Here is a 20116-nt window from a genome sequence, read left to right as displayed (position 1 = left end):
GGGCAACCGCGCAGTCATGTACAGCTTGAGGTCCGTGGCCGACCGGCCGTGCTGGTGGTGAGGGGAGCGACGAGGTTGACGCTGACCAGGTTGCCGGCAGCGGAACAGGCAGCCGGAGGAAGCCGTTCCGGAGTCGGACCGTAGGGTGGGCCGATGCTCGATCCGATATCCCCCACGACTTCGACGGCCGTTGCGGCCTCCGCCGAGCCCGCCGCCCGGCCCCGCCGCCCCGTCGCGGCAGCCTTCCGTGCGCTCGCGGCCCTGATCGGAGTCACCGGCATCGCACTGGACGTGGCCGCCTCGCACGATCTGGGCCGGCTCTTCAGCTACTTCACGATCCAGTCCAACATCCTGTTGGTCGTCGTCTTCGCCTGGTCCGCCCACCGCGCCTGGACCGGGCGGCCGGCCCTCTCCCCGCGCATCACCGGCGCCGCACTGCTGTACATCTGCATCACCGGACTCGTCTTCCACTTCGTGCTGTCCAACGACGCCAGCGGCTTCGCCATGACCAGCCAGCGCACGCCCCTCGAAACGGCCGCCAGTCAACTCCTCCACACCGCCACCCCGCTCGCCGCCGTCCTCGACTGGCTCGTCTTCACGGCCCCCGGCGCCTTCCTGTTCCGCTCTGCCTGGCAGTGGCTCACCTACCCCCTCCTCTACCTCCCCTTCGCCCTCATCCGCGGCGCCCTCCTCGCTCCCGGCACCGAGGGCCGCTACCCCTATCCCTTCGTTGACGTCGACCTCCACGGCTACCCGGGCGTCCTCACCAACGCCGTGGTCTTCGCCCTGGCCTTCTACGTCCTGGCCCTGGCCCTCGTCCTCCTCGACCGGATCCGCCCCGCCCTACGCGGCCACCGGACCCGGATGCCGTCCACGGGCTCCGACCGGCTGGATGGCTGACGCCGGGGGCTGTGCGCCCCGCCCGTCGGCGCCTGATGCCCCTTCTCGTCACAACCTTCCACGCTGTTTGCCGCTGACCCACGAGCGACGGGTGAACACTTTCCGGCTTTCCTCGGCACGGCCCCAGGTTCAGCCCCTACTGGCAGCTCACCAAGTGAAACAACGTCTTAACTTGACTCTGTCGGGGATCTTGGATGGTCGGGCTCAGGTACCGAGGGTTCGCCAGGACTTCGGCCGGGGGATGTCGTTCTGGTCCAGGAAGGTCTGGAAGGCGGTCGGCGGTCTCGGTAAAGAGGCTTCCTCGGTCAGTGACCGGCCGCTGAGGCGCTCGATGTTCACGGCGATGGCCGTGAACACGTGTTGCAGGTGAGTTTTCGGCTGTCCTCGGTAGCGGCAGCGGCGCATGCCGTGTCCGTGGGCGAACTCGTTGATGGTGCCCTCCACTCCGGAGCGAACCGCGTAGCGGGCCTTCCACTCGGGTGTCTGCTGCTCGCTGCGGACGCGGACTTGCAGGTCGCGGAGTTCTCGTGGAGGGAAGCCCACGTTCCGGGCGCCCTGGTGGGAGCTGGTGCACCGGGGTCGGTCCGGACACGGCTGACACTGGCTCTTGGTGAACCGTGCCACGATCAGGGGTGCCGCGGTGGGCGAGGAGGTCGGGTAGGGGCCGTGCCAGCCCTGGCTGACCTTGCCCTGGGGACAGGTGACTTGTCGGCGGTCAAAGTCGATGTGGAAGTCGTCCCGGTCGAAACCTTCGTTCCTGCGGTGCTGGCGGGTGGGGTTGCCCGGCAGCGGCCCGCTGACAGTGACCTGATGTTCGCGCTCGGCTCGTTCCAGATGAACCAGAGAGGTGTAGCCGCCGTCGACCAGGTGCTCGGCAGGCAGCAGGCTGCGACGCGCCAGACGGGTGTGGATGCCAGGCAGGGCCTGGGCGTCGTTGGTGGCGGCCGAGGTGGTGGCCACATCCGTAATCACGTTGACGCTGTTGGAGGCGCACGTCTCGGTGACATGCGCGGCGAACCCCTTCCAGCGGATGATGTGCCCGTGACGGACGTAACGTGCCGTGGTGTCGTAGGGCGAGACGATTGCCGAGGAGGAGGGCGGCAGGCCGCCGTCCTCGGCGGTGCGCCAGCGCAGGCGGCCTGCCGCGTCGCGGTAGTAGTTCTGCACGACGATCTGTCGCAGCGCCTCGGCCTGCGGGCCGGGCCGGTAGCCCGATCCGTGCCGGTGGAGGCGTTCCAGCAGGCGGCAGGCGGCAGGCGTCGCCGCCGGCGGCGAGGATCCTGGTCTTGGGCCGGGTGGGGTTCTTGCCCAGACGGACCGGACGGCCGTAGCGGCGCCCCCAGTCCTCGTCGACCAGGCCGACCAGCAGATGCCCGGCCGTGCGGGCTACTTCTTCTAGCGCGGCACGGACGGCCTCGGTGACCAGTTCCAGCCGGGTCAGGTCGCGCACCGCGGCCAGGACGTGGGTGGAGTCGGTGCGCTGCGTGGTGCGCTCGCGCACGAGTCCGGCCTCCTTCAGGCGCGCGAGCGCCAGATCGAGAAGACGGTCGGCGCGGTCGTCCTGGGTGAGACGCTCGCGGAAGTCGGCCAGCACGCTGTGGTGGAAGCCGGGATCGTCTAACTCCATGGCCAGGGCGTACTTGAAATCGATGCGGCAGCGGACCGCTTCTGCTGCCTGCCGGTCCGACAGGCCGAGCAGGAACTGCAGCACACAGACGGTGGCCAACTGAGCGGGCGAGATGCCGGGGCGTCCGTCGCGCGGGTACCAGTCGGCGAAGTCCTCGTCGCACCACAGCCCGTCCAGCCGGTCTCTCACCCACATCGCCGTCGTACCGCCCGGGTTACTCGCCCGCGCGATCTGCACGGTCAGAGACGGGACTTGCTCACCGAAACGGGGACGGAGCGACAACTGACACCTCGACAACTGCATCGGTCTTCGAAACAGCCCCGAGCATGCCCGCTGATCACACTGGCGCACCGGGAAACGCCACGATCCCCGACAGAGTCAAGCTTAAGACTGAGTCGCGGCCTTGGCGATCTACGCTGTCCCCGTTGCCCATGACGTTCAACGACCCGGCGTCCCGGGAGGAATCTTCGAAGCGTTCCCAGGTGCCCGGATCGCTCCGGCCGCCTGCAGAAGGGACAGTGCGATGGATGCTGACATCCGTACCAGGGCCGCAGTCGAGGAACACTGGCGGGCGTCGGAGCGTGGGGATACCGAAGCCGAGCACGCCATCTACGCGGCGGACGCGATCCTCGACTATCCCCAGTCCGGTGAACGATTCCGGGGCCGCGCGACGATTTCGGCGCAACGCGGCGGACACCCTGCCAGTCGGCACTTCACCGTTCACCGGATCGTTGGCGGCGGGGATCTGTGGGTGAGCGAGTGCGTCATCACGTACGACGGGGTGCCCACCTATTCAGTGAGCATCATGGAATTCGCCCACGGGCAGGTGGTGCACGAGACGCAGTACTTCGCGGACGCCTTCGGTGCGCCTGAATGGCGAACGGCACTCGCTGAGCCGATGCCGGGCAGGAATGTCGGCAGGGCCTGACCCGGGGCTGGCTTCGATCGTTGCGTGGGCGGTCTTGAGGTACTGCCCGTGCTTTGACAGCGTCGGCGTCGCCAGGTTCTAGGCCGTGGCGGTGCGGTAGAACTCGGCTGCCGTGACGGTGGCGGGGACACCGAGTTCGGCGGCGACCTCGGTGATCGCGCTGTCGCCGACCGCGAGGTCGGCTTGGCCGTCGGTGGTGAAGTACGGCGCGATGAACGTCTCGTAGTGGGCCCGGACTTCGTCCTCGGTCTGTCCGCCGAGGAACGTCCGCATGTACCGCACGGTGGTGTCGGGGTCGTCGTGGATCACCTGCAGGGCGCGCCGGTGGGCTCGCACGACGGCCTGGACCGCTGGGTCGTCCGGGGCGATGTAGGTGGGGTCGACGGCCACGCCCACGGTGGGGATCTGGAAGTGGTCGCCGACCCAGGCCGGCACTTGCCAGCCGTGCGCGGCGGCGACCGCCTCGGGCGCCATGGTGCTGCCGACGTAGGCGGCGTCGATCGTGCCCTCGCGAAGTCGGCGCAGGTCCATGCCGTAGTCGCCGGGCGAGCGGACGACGGTGTCGACGTCGCGGTCGGGGTCGAGGCCGGCCTTGCGCAGCACGATCCGGGCGAAGCACCCGGGTGGGGTGTGGGGGGCGTGTACCGCCAGTCGTTTGCCGGCCAGGTCGGTCAGGGAGGTCAGGCCGTGGCGGGCCAGGAACCAGAACAGCGGGTGGTCGGTGTTGACGTCAAGGGCGACCCACGGGATGCCGTCGGTCAGGCGGGAGAGCAGTGCCCGGCCGAGCCCGATGGTGGCGCAGCGGCGCAGCCGTTCGATGTCCCAGGTGCAGCCGTCGCGCAGGGCGACGTGGACGCCCTCGTCGGCGTAGTAGTCCTGCTGGTCGGCGATGTAGGCGGCCAGTTCCTCGTGCAGGCCCCGCCCGACGTAGGCGAGATCGATCCTGTACATGAAGCTGTTCCTTTGATGCTGAGGTGATGGTCCGGCGGATACCGGTCGGGTTTCAGTCCATCGACATTCCGCCGTTGACCGCGGCCGTGGTGCCGGTCATGAAGCAGTTGTCCTCGCCGGCGTAGAAGGCGACCGCTTGGGCGACGTCGGCCGGGCGTGCCAGGCGGCCCAAGGGGGTGAGGGCCACCTGCCGTTGCTTGGTCTTCTCATCAAGCGCGGACCCCATGCGAGTGTCCTCCACCGGGCCGGCTGCGACGATGTTGACCGTGATGCCCTGCGGGCCCAGTTCCTGGGCGAGGTAACGGGCGAACTGCTCCAGGGCGGCCTTGGCCGCGCCCAGCGCGATCATGCCCGTCCGGGGCCGGCGGCTGAGGCCGGTGCTGATGTAGACGATGCGTCCCCAGCCCTGTGCGCTCATGGCGGGCAGGACGGCCTTGGTGACCGCGAACGCCGCATGCATCTCGGCGTCGATCTTGCCGCCCAGTTCTTCCCACGTCATGTCCTGGAACGACTTGACCGCATACGGGATCAGCGCGTTGTGCACGAGCACGTCGATGCCGCCCCACGCCGCCTGGACCTGCTCGACCATGCTCTCGACGGCCGCTGCCTCGCGCACGTCGGCCTGCACGGCCATGGCCTGCCCGCCTGCGGCCTCGATGTCGGCCACGACCTCGTCGGCCGCCTTGGTGTTGCGCAGATAGTTGACCACCACGCGCATCCCTCGTGCGGCAAGGAGACCCGCGGTGGCCGCACCGATTCCGCTGCTGGCCCCTGTCACCAGTGCCACCCGGCCGTCTGCCCCGGTCACGAGCCCACCTCCTGATCGTCATCGTGGGCCGTCGGGAAGACTGCCCGGAGTCCTGAGCCGTCGGTGCCGGGATCTGCTGGGCGGATCGCCCCGTAGAGCACGGTGCCGACGGTCGCCCGCGGCAGATCTGCCGCAGGCCAGTCCAGTTCGCGCGGCAACTGCGAGTTGAGTAGCCGCTCCAACGCGCCGCGAGTGCTCTCACCGAGCGGCTCAGGCGGCGCCGTCGGCAGCCCCCGACGGCGCCCGTCCCGGAGCAGTTCGTCGAGCCGCCCGTAGACCACCGCGTCCACCCGCAGCTCCAGCGGGTACTTCCTCGGGTCAGGCATCGTCTGGGCTCCTCTCACGAAACCCATCTGACTCTCTGTCAACACCTTCCGCATCTCGGGGGAAGCTCACCAAAGCGGGCGGGACGTCAACCAGAACCAGTGCGCGCCCTCACACCAGGACTGATCCCTTACCTGACTCCGCCCCCGGACTGCGGCCGACGAGCCGACCGGCCACGTACGCATCGGCTACGCCCGCGCGTTCACCGTCCGCCAGTCCCTCGACACCCAACTCGACCGTCGTGATCCTGCGCGGTCACAGCGAGTTGACCGCGGGGGCCGTGCTGACGGCTTTGCCGGCGGGCTTCGCGCTCACGGCGGCCTGCGCGGATCGGGTGCTGCCCAGGGCCCTGTCCGACCGCAGCCGCTGCGCGGCGGGAGCCGTCGTGTGTGCGGCGGCATTGGCGACCATGCTCGGCTCACCGCTGAGCCTGGCCTGGCTGACACCACTGCTGGCACTACTCGGCCTGGGACTGGGGCTGTTCACCCCGGCCAACAACGCCCTGATCATGGGAGCGATCCCCCCGTGCTCCTCCGGCATCGGAGGAGGGCTGGTGAACATGGCCCGCGGCTTGGGCACCGCCCTCGGCGTCGCCCTGGTAGCCCTCGCCCTCTACCTCGGCGGATCCTACGGCAACCGCTGGGCCCTCTTCCTGCTCCTGATCGTCTCCCTCCTCACCGCCGCGGCCGCCTGGCCGACCCGGGCACCAGAACTCCAACCCCCCATCGACGAGAGCGGGCAGGAGACTTCCGGCTGATACCTGACGACAGTCCGGCGGCACCACGCTCCGGTGGGTCGCCCGGGCTGGCCGTGCGTCAGCCCGGGCGGCCCGATGGGGCTCAGAGCTTCAGGGTTGCACCACGTTCCAGCGCTCGGCCGGGATGTCGTCGCAGGTGTAGAGGCTGACGTTGCCGTGGTTGGCGTCGGGGGCCAGCAGACAGAGGTGGGTGGCTTCGTTGCGGTAGCGGATGGTGCCGTCCGCGTAGGTCTCGGTCAGCCAGCGTTGGCCGGCCCCGTCGACGCCGCGCGCGTCGTCGCAGGTCCGCAGTACGGCGTCCGTCTGCTCGGTGGCGTGCTCGTCGCGGGCACCCAGGCACTGGTTGCGGCCGTCCAGGCTCTGGATCCGCACCAGATTGTCGTCCGGGCTGATGCGCTGGATGTTCCAGCCGAAGTCCTGACGCTCGTAGAACAGCCAGTAGATCCACCACCACTTGGGCGGAGTGGGCGCGGTGTAGACGCCGGTGCCGGGAACCGAGCCGGTCCGGCGTAGGCGGCCGCCGAGCCAGGAGGATTCCAGGCGTATGTTGCCGGCGGTCGTCGGCCAGTCCTTGGGCAGTGCGGCGGCGTTGTCCCACCAACGCTGGCCGGCGTCCTTGGTGCACGGTGTCGCGGTCACCTGCTTGTCGGACGGGGTCAGGCAGAGCTCGGGGACAGTCACGTTCCGCCACTGCTGAGGTCCCCCGTTGTCCTCGTTCCACTCCGGATCGGGCCGCGGGTCGGTGATCGTCCACTGTGCCCTCGGGTCGTCACACCGACCGGCGACGACCTGGGCGGAGCTGGCGTCCCGACGGACGTTGGGCGATAGGGAGACGCAGTCCCCCATGGCGTTGTTGCGCAGGAAGTGGGCGCCCGCGCCGGTGGTGTACATGCGCCAGGTCTGGTTGTTGTCGTGGTGGGCGGCACCGATCCCGATCGAGCGGTCCGCGTTCTCCTGGAGCAGGTTGCCGGTGGGCGTGGCCAGCACGGTGGCGAAGACGTGTGCCGGGACGGGTGCCTGGGCCGGCGGTGGTGTGCGGGCGAAGTGCACCTCCGCGTGGTCGGATCCACCAGCGCGCGGGCGGGTCGCGGTGAAGCCGGCGGGCAGGCCGCGCGTGACCGCGTAGTCCAACTCGCTGGGCGTGTTGCCGTTGATGTACGTCGCTTCGCCGGTGCGCAGCAGGGGCTCGTCGGCGTTCAGGTGCAGCGACTGGTCGCGGGCCTGGTCGGTGGTGCGGTTGAGGATGTTGATGTTGAAGTCGCCGACCAGGACCCAGTTCCGGCCGCGCTGGTCACTCCGGGCGGCGAAGTCGCGGACCGTGCGCAGAAGTTGCTGGTCGTCGTCGCCGCGGGCGTGGGTATTCCAGTACCAGGTGTTTCCGAACCGCAGGCCGAGCAGTGGGCGTGCCCGGTAGTGGTTGTTCGGGGCGTTCGGGTTCGGGTCGTAGGTGGGGTTGTCCAGCACCTGGACCTGGTCGGCCGGGGTGTCGCTGACGGTCGCCAGGTTGGTCCGGCCACCGTCCCAAGTGTCCTGGCCGCTGGCGCCGACCCTGCGGGGGTCGGTCTGCATGAAGTACACATAACGGTCGACGCCGTTGGCGACCCGCCAGCGGCTGAACTGATAGGAACTGGGTTGGTTGTAGGGGCGGGTCCTGCCGATCCGTATCGAACGGATGCTGTCGCCTTCCGGCGGCTCGGGTGGCCCGGAGCCGACCTCCTGCAGCGCCACCACCGGGATCTGCCTCACCAACGGTGCGATCTCCGAGCGCCACCGGGAGCCGTTGTCGGATCCGCGCATGTTGTACGTGGCGAACGGTGAAGTGCCGTCACCGTTGACCGCGCGCGCCGGCGCGGCGGCCAACGGAACGGTCAGCAGAGCCGCCACCGTGCTGACCACGGCGATCACGGGGGTGATCCACCGTCGCGGCCGTCGTCGCGCCCTGGTGGTCCGCTGAGCCTCGCCAACCCCTGGATAGTTGTCTCTACTCAACGATCAAGCCTCTTCCGTCGGCCCTCGCGCCGGGCGACGCGGGGGACTGTCGAGGCCGCCGATTCCCCATGGCGGCACCACGCAGCCATTTCGGCAGCGGAGCGGAATCGGGGTCGCCCCCGATTCCGCAGTGGAGCAGTGGTGCACGAACCGTCGAACGAGCGGATACCGGCCCGTCGGCCGGAGGGTACGGAAGTCGAGTTCACGCGGTTCAGGGCCTCAGCGAAATCCGGCCTCTCCCGCATCTCGCCTCCCGTGCCGGTCGTCAGACGGCTGGCCAGCGCGAACAGGACGACATTGACCGCACGTGCCCTCGGCCCGGCGGCTCGGCGCCACGACCCCAGATCCGTTCGGGAAACCACTCGGCCTGCCGGAAGACCGCGTCAGGCCGAACTCCGAAAACGCGAGCCGAAGTTGTCCGCATCCCGGGTTCACGATCGGGCACGGCACACAGTCGACCAGCACACCACCCACAGGGCGGAAAGCGCCTCGCGCAGCCCGGCGTAGGCACCGCTGGATCCGCCCTGCCGCATGCTCACGGAGGTCGACTTGCCCGACTCGGAGTGCGAGGTGGGGGTGGTTTCCACGTCAGGGTCGCCGATCAACCGGGAGGGGCTGTCGGCGAAGTCGGGGTCGTCGATGCCGGAGCCGATGATCCGTTCTGGGTGCCGCACCGGGGACGACTTGGCGCGTGTTGGCCCTGGGGAGTGGCGGTGCGGGCTCCATCGGTTCGTGGATCGTGACCGCGCTCGTCGTAGTGGGGTACGCGGTGCACGTGCTCGACGCTCCGCTCTCCGCCGCTCAGCGGGCTGCTTCGCCGACCCCCGGTGAGGTGGTCCACGGCGAGGGGCGGTACGCGTGATCCCGGCGAGGGAGGTGGTACGCGTGATCCCGGCGTGGGACGTCAGCGATCTGTAAGGACGTCAAATCCCTTATGTCCTTTTCGTTCTCGTAAGGTGAGGGGGGTGAGTGAGACAACCACCTCCCCGACCCGGGTCGACGTCGTGTTGCCCTGCCTCGACGAGGCCCAGGCGCTCCCGTGGGTGCTGGACCGGATTCCGCCGGGCTGGCGCGCGATCGTCGTCGACAACGGCTCCACCGACGGTTCCCCCGAGATCGCCCGCAGCCTCGGCGCACACGTCGTCCGAGAGCCCCGCCGCGGCTTCGGCGCCGCCTGCCACGCGGGCCTGACCGCCGCTACGGCGGACGTCGTCTGCTTCTGTGACTGCGACGCCTCCCTCGACCCGCGACGGCTCCCCGACGTCGCCGGGCCCGTCCTCGACGGCACCGCCGACCTGGTCCTGGGGCGGCGTCGCCCGACGGCCCTGGGCGCCTGGCCCCTGCACGCCCGTCTGGCCAACCTCGAACTGGCCCGACTGATCCGCGGGCGCACCGGGTTGCGACTGCACGACCTCGGGCCGATGCGCGCCGCCCGCCGCGTCCCGCTGATCGACCTCGGCCTGACCGACCGGCGTTCGGGCTACCCGCTACAAATGCTGGTCCGCGCCGCGGACGCCGGCTGGCGAGTGCGGGAGACCGACGTGCCGTACCACCCGCGCACCGGGCGCTCCAAGGTCACCGGCACCTGGCGCGGCACCTGGCACGCGGTCCGCGACATGCGCGCCGTGCTCGCCGAACGGCCGGCCGCCACACCGGTCCGGGCGACGAGCCTCCCGGGAGCCGGGCGTTGAGCGCCCCGGCCGGAGGAGCGGCCACGCTGCTGGTCATCGCCAAGGAGCCCGTCCCCGGGCGGGCCAAGACCCGGCTCACCCCGCCCTACACGCCGCACGAGGCGGCCACCCTGGCCGCGGCCGCCCTCGCCGACACGCTGCACACGGTGCTCCGGACCCCCGCCCGGCGCCGTGTCCTCGTCCTCGACGGCGCCCCCGGCCCGTGGCTGCCGCCCGGCTTCGACGTCGTGCCCCAGGCACCCGGCGGCCTGGACGAGCGCATCGCGGCCGCCTTCGCCCAGTGCGATGACGGGCCGGCACTCCTGGTCGGCATGGACACCCCCCAACTGACCACGGCCCACCTGGTGGACATCGGCCGGGACGCGCCCGACGCCTGGTTCGGGCCGGCCGCCGACGGCGGGTTCTGGGCGTTGGGCTTCGCCGACCCGAGGCACGCCGCGACCCTCGTGCCCGGCGTGCCGATGTCCACCGACCGCACCGGAGCGACCCAGCGCCGCCGACTCACCGACGCCGGGCTGACCGTCGCCGACCTGCCGGAGCTGCGTGACGTGGACACCGCCTCGGACATCGCCCTGGTCGCCGACCGCTGCCCGCCCGGTTCGCGCTTCGCCGCCACCGCCAACGCACTGGCCAAGGTGGCCCGGTGAGCGGCCGGCCCAGCGGCACGGAGGGCGTCGCCGCCGCGCCGCCGCACCGCACCGCGCTCGGCCGGTACCCGCTGGTCGAGCGCGCGGCACCGGTCCAGCCACCCACGGCGACACCCCGCACCGACCAACCCGCCCCCGCGCACGCGGGCGAGCCGTGGGCGGACCCCCCCTACGCCCGCGCCCTGCGCACCGCCCGCGGCCCGCTCTTCCTACGCCGCCTGTCGGCCTCGGACCCTCCACAGGGCCCCGGTTGGCGGGGCGACCTGCTGCCCCTGGACGTCGAGCGCTGGTGCGCGGCCCCCGACGCCGCCGACACCAGCGTGCTGCACCGTTGCCTCGGCCCCGTCCTCGACGCCGGGTGTGGCCCCGGCCGCATGGTGGTCGCGCTGTCCGCCCGGGGCACGCCCGCGCTGGGCGTGGACGTCAGCCCGGCCGCCGTGGCCCACACCCGCCGCCGCGGCGGCCGGGCCGTGCGGAGGTCCGTCTTCGACCGCCTGCCGGCGGAGGGCCGTTGGAGCACCGCGCTGCTCATGGACGGCAACATCGGCATGGGCGGCGATCCGGTCGCCCTGCTCGCCCGCCTCCGCGCCCTGGTCACCCCGGGCGGGCGCCTGCTGGTCGAGGTCGCCGCGCACGACGTGGACGAGCACCTCACCGTCCGCGTCGAGGACGCCCGGGGCCGCCACGGCTGCCCCTTCCCCTGGGCCCGCCTGGGCACCACCGCCCTGCTGCGCGCCGCCGCCGCGGCGGACTGGCACCCGACCGACGCATGGACGGCCGGCGGCCGCCCGTTCATGGCACTGCACCGCCCGGACCCCGGGCGGCACGAACCACACCCCACCCCCACCGCAAGGCCCGACCACCGATGACCAACAGCGCCGCCCCCCACCACCTGTCCCCGCCGCCCTCCCGCCGCCCCACCGCACCCGCGAAGCCCACAACCCCCCGCATCCGCACCGCAGTTACCGCCGCCCTCCTCGCCGCCCTCACCGCCGTGCTCGTCACCACGCTCCGCGCCGGCGACAGTCACGGTGCCCCCGGCCGCCTCCTCGCCGGCCAAGCCATCGCCTGGGCGCTCTTCGCCGCCGCCGCGTGGGCCGTGCGCAAGATCCCGGCGCGCACCGCCACCGGACTCGTCCTGGCCGGAGCCGCCGCCGTCGCGTTGGCCGGACTGGCCGCCCCACCCCGCACCAGCACCGACATGTACCGCTACGCCTGGGACGGCCGCGTCCAGGCCGCCGGCACGTCGCCCTACACCCACCCGCCCGCCGCACCCCAACTCGCCGGCCTCCGCGACGACTGGCTCTTCCCCACCCAACGCCCCTGCACTGGTCCGACCCTGGCCCACACCGACAGCGGGCTGTGCACCCGCATCAACCGCCCCACCGTCCCCACCATCTACCCGCCGCTCGCCGAGGGCTGGTTCCTCGCGGTGCACGCCCTCTCACCACCGGACAGTCGACACAAGCCACTCCAAGTCGGCGGCGCCGCCCTGGCGTTCAGCACCACCCTCGCCCTGCTCGCGGTGGCGCGCAGGCGCGTCGACCCTGCCCGGGCCCCCGCCCTCGTGGCCCTCTGGGCATGGTGCCCGCTCGTCCCCTTCGAAGCGGTCAACAACGCCCACATCGACACCCTCGGCGTCCTGCTCACCGTGCTCGCCCTCGGCACCGCCACCGCCGGGAGCCGCCGCGGCGCCCTCCTCGGCGCCGCGATCGCCGTCAAACTGCTGCCCGTCCTGGCGCTGCCCGGCGCCCTGTCCGGCCGGCGCAGACCGGCCCAGGTGGTGCGCCTGGTCGCACCCCTGCTCGCCACCGTCGCGGTGCTCTACCTGCCGTACGTCCTCGCGTCCGGCGCCCAAGTCCTGGGCTATCTGCCCGGATACCTCCAGGAGGAGGGCTACGCAGCCGGGCACGTGCAGCGCTTCGCCCTGCCGCGGCTGCTCCTGCCGGACGCCGCCGCGGGCGCGGTCGTCGTCGTGCTGCTCGCCCTGCTCGCCGGCTGTGTCTGGCTGCGCGGTGACCCCGAACACCCCTGGCGCGGCGCCCTGTTGACGACCGGCACCACCCTGCTACTGGTCTCGCCCAACTACCCCTGGTACGCCCTGCCCGTCGTCGCCCTCGTGGCCCTGGACGGCCGTTGGGAATGGCTGGCCGTCCCCCTTGCCGCCGCCGTCCTGTACCTCGCCGGACCCCTGCTGATCGGCTTCCCCCTCCAGGCGGTCACCTACGGCGCCGCCGCCCTGGCCGTCGTGACGGGTGCCTTGTTGCGCGCCAACGGGCGCCGGTGGCCGCGGGGGAGCGGGCGCGCGGGAGTGCGGCCGACTGCCTGAGGAGGAAGGAGGGTGGTGGTGCGGAGGGTGCGAGGCCGCTGTGGTGGTCGCCGCCCCCGCGGGCCCGGCTGAAGTACCGGTCGCCGCCCACCCGTTACCGCACCGCCGCCCCCTCCTCCTCCCCACCTCAGGACTCTTCCTCCCACAGCGGATGTTCCCGCCTGGCCCAGGCACGCGCGACGTAGCCGGTGCGCAGCCCGCGGCGGGCCTCCGGGGCTCGGGCGGCCATCCAGATGTGGCCGAGGACGAGGGCGCTGACGAGCAGGGCGGTCCAGTCGTGGACCAGGGTCGCTCCGGTCCGCCAGAGCAACGGCACCAGGCTCGGGAACCACAGCACCAGACCGGTGCCGATGAGGACGAGCGCCGCTCCGGCCACCAACGCCGCATACAGCTTCTGCCCGGCGTTGAACTTTCCCGCCGGGCGCCGGCGCCGCCCGCGCAGGGCCGCCCGCAACCAGCCGCGGTCCTGCGGGCCGAACCGGTTCAGCCGGCCCAGGTCCGCCCGGAAGGCCCGCGAGGCGAGCCCCAACAACATCGGCACCGGCAACGCGATTCCCGCCCACTCGTGCACGGTGACCACCAGCCGGCGGCGACCCACGAGCTCGGCCAGGGAAGGGACGTACAGGCAGGCCGCGGTGACCAGCGCGATGCCCATCAACACCGCCGTGCCCCGGTGAATCCACCGTTCGGCTGCGGTGAACCGCCGCAACCGCTCCGCGTCGCGCGGCACGACCGTCCGCTCAGTCAATGCCGGCATCGTCCCGCCCGTTCGACTTGCCGACCCAGGCATCCACGTCGTACCCGTACCGTTCCCAATAGCCGGGCTGCACGCGGTCGGTGACGGTGATGCCGGACAGCCACTTCGCGGACTTGTAGAAGTACATCGGCGCGGCGTACAGCCGGACCGGCCCGCCGTGCGCGTGCGTCACCGGCCGGTCGTTCATCGCGTAGGCGACCAACATGTCCGACCGCCGGGCCTGCTCCAGGGTGAGGCTCTCGCTGTAGACGCCGTCGAAGCAGGTGAAGCGCACGGCCCCGGCCCCGGGCCGCACCCCCGCCGCGTCGAGCAGCCGGGACAGCCGCACGCCCGTGAACGGCGTCTGGGGAACCCGCCAACCGGTCACGCACTGCACGTCCTTCACCAGTCGGGTGCGCGGCAGCCGTTGGAGGTCCGCCAGGGAGTACGTCGTCGGGCGCTCGACGAGCCCGTCCACGGCGAGCCGGTAGTCGGCGGCGGTCCGTTGCGGAACCGAGGGCGCAACCGAGTAGAAACGGAAGCCGCCGGAGCCGGGCAGCAGGCCCGTGATGCCGGTGGGATCCCCCTCGCGCACGCCGGCGAGCGCCGCGTTGAGGCCGTCTTGTAGCGGCGGCCCGAGCGCCACGCCCGCGGCGCCGAGCCCGAGCATCCCCAGGACCAACCGCCGGCCGACGGGCCTGCCTTGTCTTTCGCTGACCATGTGACCAGCAGAGCATCGGCCCGGGGCGCTGACCACCCCGCGCGCCCCGACGTCAGCGTTTCGTAAGCCCCGCTTCGCTGCCGCGGCGGGTACGCCGCAGCACGATGAGGTCGGCACGAGGGAACCCGTCGGGCCCGCCGCTCAACACGTCGTCCGTTCGGCTAGTACCAGGCACGCGTCCGCACGTCGGGCGCGATCGGCTGGCGGACCTGCGCCACCTTGAAGTCGACCGGGCGCCAGGCATGCGCGCGTGCCCCGGACGCCGCCCCCGACACCGGAGGGCGGCCGACCCCACGAGGAGAGAGAATGCCGATGGACGGTGGCGGACGACCGCCAGAGCCGGGCAGCCCCGGCAAGCCCGGCCGCCCAACGCCCCGCGGCCGGCGGTGGTTGCGGCGGATTCGGACCGCCGCGGCGGCGCAGGCCGCCCGCGTCGTCGCCGGTGGGGCGGCACTGGCCCGGCGGGTTGCCGAGCTGCCGCCGCCACCAGGCCCGTTCCGCACCGGGTTCTGGCGCAGCCCGCTCCGCGGACCCTGGCTGACCTCGGTGTTCGGCCTGGTGCTGCTGTTCGGCATCCCGCTGATGTTCCTCACCGGCGCGCTCTCCTACGCCGCCTACAACCCGGGGCTGGACCCGCTCAACGACCAGACCCCCGACAAGGGCCTGTTGGGCTTCTACCTGTTCGACTGGCCCACCCACCCCGCCTGGTTGTACCGGCTCACCCAGGGCGTGCACGTGACGCTGGGAGTCGTCCTGATGCCGGTGCTGCTGGCCAAGTTGTGGTCGGTGATCCCGAAACTGTTCACCTGGCTGCCCGTCCGCAACCTCGCCCACGGACTGGAGCGACTCTCCCTGCTGTTTCTGGTCGGCGGGGCCATCTTCGAATTCGCCACCGGCCTCCTCAACATCCAGCTCCTCTACGTCTTCCCGGGCTCCTTCTACACGCTGCACTTCTACGGTGCCTGGATCCTCGTCGCCGCCTTCGTCGTCCACGTCAGCATCCGACTGGGACGCATGACCCGCGCCCTGCGCTCCCGCAGCCTCGCCGCCGAACTGCGCACCGACCTCGCGCACACCCGGCCCGAACCCCCCGACCCCGACGGCCTGGTCCCCACCGCCCCCGCCGCGCCGACGATGACCCGCCGCGGCGCGCTGGCCATGGTGGGCGGGGGCTCACTGCTGCTCCTCCTGGTCACCGCCGGTCAGAGCATCGGCGGCCGGCTGCGGAGCACCGCCCTGCTGGCCCCGCACAACCGCGAGCCGGGCACCGGCCCGAACGGCTTCCAGATCAACAAGACGGCCGCGACCCTCGGCGTCACCCCGGCGCACGTCGGCCCCGACTGGCGGCTGGAGATCCACGGCCACGGCCCGCCACTGCGCTTCACCCGCGACCAACTCCTCGCCATGGACCGGCACAGCGCCGCCCTGCCGATCGCCTGCGTCGAGGGCTGGTCCACCCCCGACCAGCACTGGAACGGCCTGCGGCTGACCGACCTCGCCGCCCTGGCCGGCCTGCCGCACGCCCGCAGCGTCCTGGTGGAATCCGTCCAACCCCCCGGCCCCTACAGCTCGGTGATGCTGCGCGGCAACCAGATCCACGACCCCCGCTCGCTGCTCGCCCTGCGCGTCAATGGCGCGGACCTCTCCCTCGACCACGGATACCCGGCCCGCATCATCGTCCCGGCCAACCCCGGTGTGAACAACACCAAGTGGGTCCGCCGCCTCACCTTCAGGACCTGACCATGGCCCGCTTCGCGCGCTGGTACGGCGCCAACCCCCTCCATCTCCTCGTCCTGCTCTGCTCCTTCGCCCTCACCGGCTACGCCGTGGTGCGCCTGTTCGCCGTCCGACCGCTGACCGTGGCCGTCTGGTTCGTCGGCGCGGCGATCCTCCACGACCTGATCCTGCTCCCGCTGTACTCCCTGGCCGACACATCGGTGCACACCGTGCTGCGGCACCGCACCCCCGCCCCGTTGCCCGCCTCGCCCTGGATCAACTACCTCCGGGTCCCCGCCTTCCTCTCCGGCCTCCTGCTGCTCGTCTGGTTCCCCCTCATCCTCGGCCTCTCCACCCCCTACACGGGTGCGACCCGGCTGTCCGAAGACGTCTTCCTGGGCCGCTGGTTGGCGTTGACCGGCGTCTTCTTCGGCGTCTCCGCACTGGCCTTCGCCGGCAAACTGCGCCGCCTGCGGCGCGCCCGCCCGCGCCCGCCGCGCCGGGCGGCCACCAAGGGCTGACCGCGACCGGTGAGACGTGGTGACCGGTACACCCGTTACGGCTGGGTAGGTTGGGGGACCGGCAGGACGGTCGGAACGTGCCGCGCGGGTGGGGGAGGACCGCGTACGGCGCGCCCTCCACCGCCGTCCGGCAGCGATCCACGAGGTTTCCATGAGGCGAGTCGGGGCGCTTCCCCTCTGCGGCGGGGCACCCGGAGGTGGAGGAGAGCACCCCATGACGCACGGCACGACGAACGGAACGCCCCGGGCGACGACCGCCGCGGGACCGGTAGCGGTCGAAGCCCGGAGCGCCTTGCCCCAACGGGCCGCCGGACTGGTCGACTTGCTCCGACGCAACGCCGCCCGAACCGAGCAGGACCGACGGGTCGCCGAGGAGAACATCACGGCGCTCGACGAGGCCGGCCTGCTCGGCATCACGCTTCCCGAGCGGTTCGGCGGCCACCAGGCAAGCATCCGCACCCTCCTTGAGGTGGGTGCGGAACTCGGCCGCGGCTGCGGCTCCACCGCCTGGACCGCCAGCCTGATCAACATCTCCGGCTGGCTCATCGGCCTCTACCCCGAACGCGCCCAGCGCGAGGTCTACGGGCCGAACCCCCGCGCCCGCGCCTGTTCCGCCCTCCCTCCCCAGGGCACGAGCCGGGCGGCCGACGGGGGACAGGTCATCTCCGGACGGTGGGGCTTCGCGTCCGGCTGCCACCACGCCCAGTGGGCGCTGCTCGGCATCCCCGTCACCGCGGAGTCCGGCGAACAGCTCTACCAAGGGCTGGCGTTGGTACCCATGGACCGACTGACGATCGAGGACACCTGGCACGTGGCCGGGATGCGCGGCACCGGAAGCAACACCGTCGTCGCCGACGGCGTCTTCGTCCCCGCGCACCGCATCCTGTCGGTGACCGACGCGAGACGGGGCGAGTACCCGACCGAGTTCCGCGACGAGGCCCTGTACCGCGCGGCATTCGTCCCCGCGCTCGCCCTCTCCCTCGCCAGCCCGCTACTGGGCCTGGCCCGCGGCGGCCTGGAACTGGTGCTGGCCTCGCTCGCCCAGGGACGCGGCATCTCGCACACCTTCTACGCGGACGCCCGCGAGGCCCCCGCCACCCAGACCCAGATCGCCGAGGCCGCTCAACTCGTCGACACCGCAACCCTCCACCTGATGCGCGCGGCCGACGACGTCGACGACTGGGCGGCGAGCGGCCGCCCCATGCCCCTGTCCGACCGGGCCCGGGTGCGGATGGACATCGCCACCGTCGCCCGCCGCGCACGCGAGGCGCTGGACGTCCTGCTGAACGTGCAGGGCGCCAGGAGCTTCGCCGACGAACACCCGCTGCAACGCATCTGGCGCGACCTGGAGACCGGCAGCCGCCACGCGATGATCAACCCCGCCATCGCCAACGAGATCTACGGCCGGGCCCTGCTCGGCATCGAGGACCAGATCAGCCCGCTGATCTGAGCGGCCCGCCGAGCGGGGCCGCGCGTCAGCCGGCGGGCGGCTCCGGTCCGTCGGGTCCACCTGATCGACCGTGCCCGCTTCACCGCGGGGGAGTGCTCAGGAGGGTTGTCCGGGACGGGGGAAGGCGACCTCGATGGTGAGGCCGCCGCGCGGGTTGGCCTCGGCATGGGTGCGGGCCTGATGGGCCCGGGCGATCGAGGCGACGATGGAGAGACCCAGGCCGGCGCCCTCGCCCGTGCCGTGCCGGCGCTCGTTGAGGCGGCGGAAGGGCTCGAAGAGGTACGGCACCGTCTCCGGCGGCACCTGAGGGCCGCTGTTGGTCACGCGCAGGGTGCCGTTGCGTACGGTGACCGTGACCTGACCGCCGTCGTGGTTGTACCGCAGCGCGTTGCCGACGAGGTTGTGCACGAGGTGCGTCAGCAGGACCGGATCGCCCTGCACCGTCACGGGTGAGAGATCGGCCCGGACGCTGACGCCGTACTCACCGGCCCGCTCCGACGCGGCGTGTTCGGCGATCACGGTGCGGGCCAGCTCGTCGAGCGCGACGGGCGCGCGGCGGTCCAGTCCCTGCTCGGAGACGGACAGCAACAGCAGGCCCTCGATGAGCCGCTCGTTGCTGTCGGCGACCGCGATCAGCTTGCGACGGATGCGCGCGACCGCCTCCGGGTCGGAGGTGTCGAGGCCGATCTCGGCCGCCGCCCGCTGCACGGCCAGCGAGGTCCGCAGCTCGTGCGCCGCGTTGGCGGCGAAGCGTTTCTGGGCTCCGACGAGGTGTTCCATGCGGTCGAGCATCCCGTCGAAGGTGTCGGCGAGCTGCTTGAGTTCGCCGGCGGGGGCGTCGAGGGCGATGCGCTCATGGAGGTTCTCTCCCGACAGCCGCCGCGCGGTGCGGGTGATCACCCCGACCGGACGCAGCACCCGCCCGGCCATCCACCACGCCAGCACGACGGAGAGGACGGCGAAGGCGCCCAGAGTGACCAGGGAAACGGTCAACAACTGCTGCTGCGCCGCCTGTTCGGCGACCGTGGTGATCTCCTTCGCCGCCTTCGCGGCCGCTTCCTGGTCGGCCGGGGACGGGATGCCGGTGGCAGGAGTCGCCCGGGCGAAGCCGAACATGGCCGGAGCATCGCCATCGGAGTCCAGCGGGCTCCGGGCGACGGCCATGCTGATCGTGGTGTACAGCCCCCGCCCCACGAGGAAGTTGACCAGGCCGATGAGCATCGCTCCGGCGACGACGAGCAGCCCGCCGTACAGCATCGTCAGACGGGTCCGTTCCCCACCGGGCAGGTGGAGGCGGGGCACGCTGCGCAGCGCGGGCCGTTTCACGCGCCGCCGCCGATGCGGTAGCCGTGGCCGGGCACGGTGTCGATGACCGGAGGCTCGCCGAGCTTGGTGCGCAGCTTGCTCAAGGTGACCCGGACCGCGTTGGTGCGGTAGCTGGTGTTCTCCTCCCACACCTGCTCGATCAGGTCGTCGCCGCTGACGACGGCGCCCTCGGCGCGCATCAGCACCTCCAGCACCCCGAACTCCTTGCGCGACAGCGCGAGGTAGCGGCCGTCGCGGAAGGACTGTCGACGCGCCGTGTCCAGGGTGATGCCCGCCCGCTCGATCACGGGCGGGAGAGCGGGCCGGGCCCGGCGCCCCAGGGCCAGGACGCGGGCCAGCAACTCCTCGTAGGCGAACGGCTTGGCCAGGTAGTCGTCCGCACCCAGGCCCAGGCCCTCGACGCGCTCCCGCACGGAACCGGCGGCGGTGAGCATCAGCACCCGGGTCAGCAGGCGCGCCTCGACGACGTGACGGCACACCTCGTCGCCGTGCAGGCCGGGCAGGTCGCGGTCCAGGACGAGCACGTCGTAGTCGCCCAGCCGGAGCCGATCCAGCGCCTCCGTGCCGTCGTGGGCCACATCAACGGCCAGGGCGTCACGGCGCAGCCCCTCGGCAACCATCTCCGCCAGGAACTTCTCGTCTTCCACGACCAACACACGCATGTCATCAGATGTACCTGAGAGGGATGTTTCGTC

Annotated in this window: 22 protein-coding genes and 1 pseudogene; 12 read left to right on the top strand and 11 right to left on the bottom strand. The window is 71.9% G+C overall.

The window, feature by feature from the left end; genetic code table 11:
* The first annotated feature begins 153 nt into the window (after window positions 1–153).
* A complete protein-coding gene (locus PV796_RS01430) occupies window positions 154–900 on the top strand; it encodes a Pr6Pr family membrane protein (protein ID WP_274910906.1) in 747 nt (248 codons plus the stop codon).
* Window positions 901–1104: 204 nt separating this feature from the next.
* Here the strand turns inward: PV796_RS01430 and PV796_RS01425 are convergent, their stop codons facing one another.
* Window positions 1105–2067: a transposase gene (locus PV796_RS01425; RefSeq protein ID WP_274910905.1), complete on the bottom strand. Its 963-nt coding sequence runs from the start codon at window positions 2065–2067 to the stop codon at window positions 1105–1107.
* Between the two features lie 295 nt (window positions 2068–2362).
* Between PV796_RS01425 and PV796_RS01420 the strand changes: the two genes are divergently transcribed.
* Window positions 2363–2521, top strand: coding sequence for a hypothetical protein (locus tag PV796_RS01420; RefSeq protein ID WP_274910904.1), 159 nt, complete (start codon window positions 2363–2365; stop codon window positions 2519–2521).
* Here the strand turns inward: PV796_RS01420 and PV796_RS01415 are convergent.
* Window positions 2498–2722 (bottom strand): annotated as a pseudogene (locus PV796_RS01415) (transposase); the annotation flags it as partial. The gene PV796_RS01420 and the pseudogene PV796_RS01415 overlap by 24 nt on opposite strands.
* Window positions 2723–3050: 328 nt before the next feature.
* On the opposite strand from PV796_RS01415, the gene PV796_RS01410 reads away from it, so the two are divergent.
* The gene (locus PV796_RS01410; protein WP_274910903.1) at window positions 3051–3455 is read left to right on the top strand and encodes a nuclear transport factor 2 family protein; all 405 of its coding nucleotides are present in this window, start codon (window positions 3051–3053) and stop codon (window positions 3453–3455) included.
* Window positions 3456–3533: 78 nt separating this feature from the next.
* On the opposite strand, the gene PV796_RS01405 is transcribed toward PV796_RS01410, so the two are convergent.
* From PV796_RS01405 to PV796_RS01395, 3 genes are read right to left on the bottom strand one after another with little or no spacing between them, the layout of a single operon-like run.
* Window positions 3534–4406 (bottom strand): ABC transporter substrate-binding protein, encoded by an 873-nt coding sequence (locus tag PV796_RS01405; RefSeq protein ID WP_274910902.1) that lies wholly within the window; start codon window positions 4404–4406, stop codon window positions 3534–3536.
* A gap of 52 nt (window positions 4407–4458) precedes the next feature.
* Window positions 4459–5214, bottom strand: a complete 756-nt coding sequence (locus PV796_RS01400; protein WP_274910901.1) for an SDR family NAD(P)-dependent oxidoreductase — start codon at window positions 5212–5214, stop codon at window positions 4459–4461.
* Window positions 5211–5540, bottom strand: coding sequence for a hypothetical protein (locus PV796_RS01395; protein ID WP_274910900.1), 330 nt, complete (start codon window positions 5538–5540; stop codon window positions 5211–5213). The genes PV796_RS01400 and PV796_RS01395 overlap by 4 nt, the downstream gene beginning before the upstream one ends.
* Before the next feature lie 239 nt (window positions 5541–5779).
* On the opposite strand from PV796_RS01395, the gene PV796_RS01390 reads away from it, so the two are divergent.
* On the top strand, window positions 5780–6295 hold the full coding sequence (locus PV796_RS01390; RefSeq protein WP_274910899.1) for an MFS transporter: 516 nt from the start codon (window positions 5780–5782) through the stop codon (window positions 6293–6295).
* Window positions 6296–6385: 90 nt separating this feature from the next.
* Here PV796_RS01390 and PV796_RS01385 read toward each other — a convergent pair whose 3' ends face one another.
* The gene (locus tag PV796_RS01385; RefSeq protein WP_274910898.1) at window positions 6386–8200 is read right to left on the bottom strand and encodes an endonuclease/exonuclease/phosphatase family protein; all 1815 of its coding nucleotides are present in this window, start codon (window positions 8198–8200) and stop codon (window positions 6386–6388) included.
* Between the two features lie 515 nt (window positions 8201–8715).
* Window positions 8716–8958 carry a hypothetical protein gene (locus PV796_RS01380; RefSeq protein WP_274919399.1) on the bottom strand — a complete coding sequence of 81 codons (243 nt, stop codon included), beginning with the start codon at window positions 8956–8958 and terminating at the stop codon, window positions 8716–8718.
* A gap of 17 nt (window positions 8959–8975) precedes the next feature.
* Here PV796_RS01380 and PV796_RS01375 point away from each other — a divergent pair, with 17 nt between their 5' ends.
* From PV796_RS01375 to PV796_RS01355, 5 genes are all read left to right on the top strand, one after another.
* Window positions 8976–9146 carry a hypothetical protein gene (locus PV796_RS01375; protein ID WP_274910897.1) on the top strand — a complete coding sequence of 57 codons (171 nt, stop codon included), beginning with the start codon at window positions 8976–8978 and terminating at the stop codon, window positions 9144–9146.
* 103 nt (window positions 9147–9249) lie between these two features.
* On the top strand, window positions 9250–9975 hold the full coding sequence (locus tag PV796_RS01370) for a glycosyltransferase family 2 protein (protein WP_274910896.1): 726 nt from the start codon (window positions 9250–9252) through the stop codon (window positions 9973–9975).
* On the top strand, window positions 9972–10622 hold the full coding sequence (locus PV796_RS01365) for a TIGR04282 family arsenosugar biosynthesis glycosyltransferase (protein ID WP_274910895.1): 651 nt from the start codon (window positions 9972–9974) through the stop codon (window positions 10620–10622). Before PV796_RS01370 ends, PV796_RS01365 begins: the two co-directional genes overlap by 4 nt.
* Window positions 10619–11491 carry a class I SAM-dependent methyltransferase gene (locus PV796_RS01360; protein WP_274910894.1) on the top strand — a complete coding sequence of 291 codons (873 nt, stop codon included), beginning with the start codon at window positions 10619–10621 and terminating at the stop codon, window positions 11489–11491. Before PV796_RS01365 ends, PV796_RS01360 begins: the two co-directional genes overlap by 4 nt.
* Entirely contained in the window at window positions 11488–12951 is a 1464-nt protein-coding gene (locus PV796_RS01355; RefSeq protein WP_274910893.1) for a glycosyltransferase family 87 protein, read from the top strand. Before PV796_RS01360 ends, PV796_RS01355 begins: the two co-directional genes overlap by 4 nt.
* 127 nt (window positions 12952–13078) lie before the next feature.
* On the opposite strand, the gene PV796_RS01350 is transcribed toward PV796_RS01355, so the two are convergent.
* Together PV796_RS01350 and PV796_RS01345 are read right to left on the bottom strand one after the other, a co-directional pair.
* On the bottom strand, window positions 13079–13708 hold the full coding sequence (locus PV796_RS01350) for a cytochrome b/b6 domain-containing protein (protein ID WP_446750550.1): 630 nt from the start codon (window positions 13706–13708) through the stop codon (window positions 13079–13081).
* A complete protein-coding gene (locus PV796_RS01345; RefSeq protein WP_274910891.1) occupies window positions 13692–14408 on the bottom strand; it encodes a molybdopterin-dependent oxidoreductase in 717 nt (238 codons plus the stop codon). Before PV796_RS01345 ends, PV796_RS01350 begins: the two co-directional genes overlap by 17 nt.
* Window positions 14409–14720: 312 nt before the next feature.
* Here PV796_RS01345 and PV796_RS01340 point away from each other — a divergent pair, with 312 nt between their 5' ends.
* The 3 genes from PV796_RS01340 to PV796_RS01330 all read left to right on the top strand — a co-directional run bounded on the left by PV796_RS01340 (window position 14721) and on the right by PV796_RS01330 (window position 18095).
* Window positions 14721–16148 carry a molybdopterin-dependent oxidoreductase gene (locus PV796_RS01340; RefSeq protein WP_376566322.1) on the top strand — a complete coding sequence of 476 codons (1428 nt, stop codon included), beginning with the start codon at window positions 14721–14723 and terminating at the stop codon, window positions 16146–16148.
* Between the two features lie 2 nt (window positions 16149–16150).
* The gene (locus PV796_RS01335) at window positions 16151–16645 is read left to right on the top strand and encodes a hypothetical protein (protein ID WP_274910889.1); all 495 of its coding nucleotides are present in this window, start codon (window positions 16151–16153) and stop codon (window positions 16643–16645) included.
* Window positions 16646–16859: 214 nt separating this feature from the next.
* Window positions 16860–18095 (top strand): acyl-CoA dehydrogenase family protein, encoded by a 1236-nt coding sequence (locus PV796_RS01330; RefSeq protein ID WP_274910888.1) that lies wholly within the window; start codon window positions 16860–16862, stop codon window positions 18093–18095.
* A 96-nt stretch (window positions 18096–18191) separates the two neighbouring features.
* Here the strand turns inward: PV796_RS01330 and PV796_RS01325 are convergent, their stop codons facing one another.
* Window positions 18192–19421, bottom strand: coding sequence for a sensor histidine kinase (locus tag PV796_RS01325; RefSeq protein WP_274910887.1), 1230 nt, complete (start codon window positions 19419–19421; stop codon window positions 18192–18194).
* A complete protein-coding gene (locus tag PV796_RS01320; protein ID WP_274910886.1) occupies window positions 19418–20083 on the bottom strand; it encodes a response regulator transcription factor in 666 nt (221 codons plus the stop codon). The genes PV796_RS01325 and PV796_RS01320 overlap by 4 nt, the downstream gene beginning before the upstream one ends.
* Between the last annotated feature and the right edge of the window lie 33 nt (window positions 20084–20116).

This window comes from Streptomyces sp. WZ-12 (genome assembly GCF_028898845.1).
Taxonomy (GTDB): domain Bacteria; phylum Actinomycetota; class Actinomycetes; order Streptomycetales; family Streptomycetaceae; genus Streptomyces.
This window is presented reverse-complemented; position numbering and strand designations above follow the sequence as displayed.